Here is a 2,478-nt window from a genome sequence, read left to right as displayed (position 1 = left end):
TGCCCGGCGTCAACTACTTTGAGCGGCCAGCGTCAATTATCTTGAGCGGTGCGGTCGAGCAAGATCATTGAGTAGTTGTCGTTGCGCTGCGTTGCCGGCGAGCCGGCAACGCAGCGCGGCGGCGATAGCTGTCCACGTTCATCTCCAGGATCGTGGCGTGATGCACAAGGCGATCGACCGCGGCGATCGTCATGGCCTTGTCGGGGAAGATCTCGTCCCATGCCGAGAACGGTGCGTTGGCCGTGATGGCGATGCTCTTCCTCTCATATCGCTCGGCGATGAGCTCGAACAGCACGGAGGTCTCGGCCTGGTCGCGCCTCGCATAGCTGAGATCGTCCAGGATGATCAGGTCGAAGCGATCGAGCTTGGCGAGTTCGTTTGGCAAGCGAAGGTCTCGCCGCGCCGCCTGCAGGCGTTGTACCAAGTCACTCGTTCGCACGAAGAGCACCTTGTAGCCGTGATCGATGAGGGCATGGCCGATGCCGGCGATGAGATGGGTCTTGCCCACGCCCGGCGGCCCGAAGGCGAGCAAGTTATGCCCTTGTGCGAGCCAGCCATCGGCCTCGGCCAACGCCGTGACATGGGCCTTGGAGACTGCCGGAACTGCGTCGAAGTCGAAGCTTGCCAAGCTCTTGTCCGGCGGCAGGTGGCTGTCGATGCGTGCGCGCGCAAGCCGGCGCGTCTCGCGCTCGTTGACCTCCTGCTCGAGCAGCACGCCCAGGAAGCGTTCCGCCGGCCAGCCTTCGCGGTTGGACTGCTCGGCTAGGTCGGCCCACAGCCGCTTCATCGTGGGAAGCCTCAGTTCTCCCAGCATGAGGGGCAGACGTGCTGCATCGGCCGCGCTGCGCGCGGATGCGATCGTGTTCATGCGGCCTCCAGCAGTTCGTCATACACCGCGGTGGTCGGCAACATGACCTCCACGAGTGGCATCAATGCCGGACGCGGTGCGAACTGCGCCCTCAGCACTTCGATGTCGGGGAGTTCGTTGCGCTCGCCCAGGCCGCTGAGGATCCCGGCGAGTTCCACCACCACGTTGGCCCGATCCGCGAGATCGAGCAGGTTCACCATCAACCGACAGGCCTCCCGCTCGCTCAGGCGCTCGCTAATGCGTTCCCAGGCCTGGGCGTATTCGCTGCGCGGGAACATGGCATCGCGCAACATCCACCGGGCGAAGGCTCCAGGCTTGCGTCGCAGCGACGGCAGCATGTGGCGCCAGTCGATGCGCTTGGGATGCTTGGTCTGGGCGCTGCTGCGCAAGCGCTCGCACTCGAACACCTTCACGCCGCCCAGCCAGGCTTCCAAGTGGGCGCTGTATAGCCGGACCTTCAGCCGATGACCGACCAACCTGGACGGCACGCTGTAGTGGGCGGCCTTGATGCTGATCAGGCCGAACTTGCTGACTCTCGCGTCGACCTCTTCGAAGTCCACCGTTCGCCGAGCCGGCAGCGGCCGAAGGCTGGCACGCTCGACCTCCCACGTCCGAGCGCAGCGTGCGTTCAGGCGCCGCACGGTATCGGCGACGAACTGGCCGTAACCATCGAGGCTCGCGAACTCGCGTGTGCCGCGAAGCAGCAGCGACTGGTCCAGCGCAGTCTTCAGGCTGCCCTGGCGCGCTTCGATCGAACCGTTCTCGTGGCTCGCGCCCGGATTGTTACGGCTCGCGCGCAGGCCGTAGTGCGCGCACAGCTCGCGGTAGCGGGCTGTGAGTTCCTCCTGCTCGGCCAGGTTGTTGAACGCCGCCGACAGGCTGTCGGTGCGATGCTCTTCGGGCACACCCCCGGCCATCCATAGTGCCTCCTGAAGGCCGCTCGCCAACGCCTGGAAGCTCTCGCCGCTCAGCACGATGCAGGCATGGCGCCAACCGCTGTGCGCGAACGCGAACTGGTACAGCCGGTGTGGCAAGGCCTCGCCGACGATGGTGATGGCCAGTTCATCGCAGACCGTAAAGTCCGACAGGCCAAGCCGGCCAGGTGGATGTTCCTGGGCGAAGAAGATCTCGCGATCGCCACCGTGCTCGGCGCGCCACTGCCGTACCCGGCGCTGCAGGGTGCGCAACACCGCGCCGTCAAAGCGATGTGGGTGGCGAAGTTGCAACTCCTCCAGCACCGTCACCGCCATCAACCCAGGGGCGGCTTCCAACATCGGCACGACCTCCGCTGTCCACACCTCCGTCAGCGGGTCAGCGCGCGTACGCCATGTCCGCGCAGGCTTCTGGGAGGGCAGAAGAACCGTCGACTCGATCCGGCGCGCGCTGGCCACACTCACCCCAGCCTTGGCAGCCGCCACCTCTTGGCTGTGCTTGCCGCGCAGTTCCTTGTACTTGGTCACTTGATGATCCGATATGCGTTTGCCGGGCAAGGTGGCTGCCTCCTCTAGAGGCAATCCACTTTAAAACCCGACCGCAAACGCACCCCGGGCGCGCGCGTCAACCGCTCACGATAGTTGTCGTCGACCGCTCAAGATAATTGTCGTCCGCCA

Annotated in this window: 2 protein-coding genes; both read right to left on the bottom strand. The window is 65.2% G+C overall.

Features of this window, described 5'->3' with window-relative positions; translation table 11 throughout:
- Positions 1 to 64 precede the first annotated feature (64 nt).
- Positions 65 to 868, bottom strand: coding sequence for an IS21-like element helper ATPase IstB (gene istB / locus RT97_RS27585; RefSeq protein ID WP_042582057.1), 804 nt, complete (start codon positions 866 to 868; stop codon positions 65 to 67).
- A complete protein-coding gene (gene istA, locus RT97_RS27580) occupies positions 865 to 2,358 on the bottom strand; it encodes an IS21 family transposase (RefSeq protein ID WP_042582056.1) in 1,494 nt (497 codons plus the stop codon). The genes istB and istA overlap by 4 nt, the downstream gene beginning before the upstream one ends.
- Between the last annotated feature and the right edge of the window lie 120 nt (positions 2,359 to 2,478).

Source organism: Variovorax paradoxus (genome assembly GCF_000834655.1).
Taxonomy (GTDB): domain Bacteria; phylum Pseudomonadota; class Gammaproteobacteria; order Burkholderiales; family Burkholderiaceae_C; genus Variovorax; species Variovorax paradoxus_F.
Note: the sequence above shows the minus strand (reverse complement) of the source record. Positions and strands in the feature narration are given on the sequence as shown.

Coding starts and splice junctions, on each gene's coding strand:
- istB (WP_042582057.1), bottom strand. CDS start 868: ATGAACACGATCGCATCCGCGCGCAGCGCGGCCGATGCAGCACGTCTG.